Source organism: Chromohalobacter sp. HP20-39, assembly GCF_033052815.1.
Lineage (GTDB): Bacteria > Pseudomonadota > Gammaproteobacteria > Pseudomonadales > Halomonadaceae > Chromohalobacter.
On record NZ_JAWHTP010000603.1, the window covers coordinates 1 to 278 of the forward strand.

1 pseudogene is annotated in these 278 nt (G+C 56.8%); it reads right to left on the bottom strand.

From position 1 onward, the window contains the following. Positions 1-50: 50 nt before the first annotated feature. Positions 51-278: pseudogene (locus RVY79_RS19355) on the bottom strand (hypothetical protein); the annotation flags it as partial.

A 278-nucleotide genomic window follows, 5' to 3' on the forward strand; every position in this document is an offset into this window, starting at 1 on the left:
GGATGCGACGCCGGTCGCGTCTTATCCGGCCTTCCTATATCAGGCTGTGTTTAAGACGCCGCCGCTTCGCCCAAATCCTTATGCCGGTTCGACGGCTGGACAAAATACTGTTTATCTTCCCAGCGCAGGCAGGTTAATGTACCACCCCAGCAGCAGCCGGTATCCAGCGCGTATATACCTTCCGGCGTACCTTTGCCCTCCAGCGATGCCCAGTGACCAAAGGCGATGCTGTATTCTTCAGCGACAGGGCCAGGAATCGCAAACCACGGTTTCAGTGG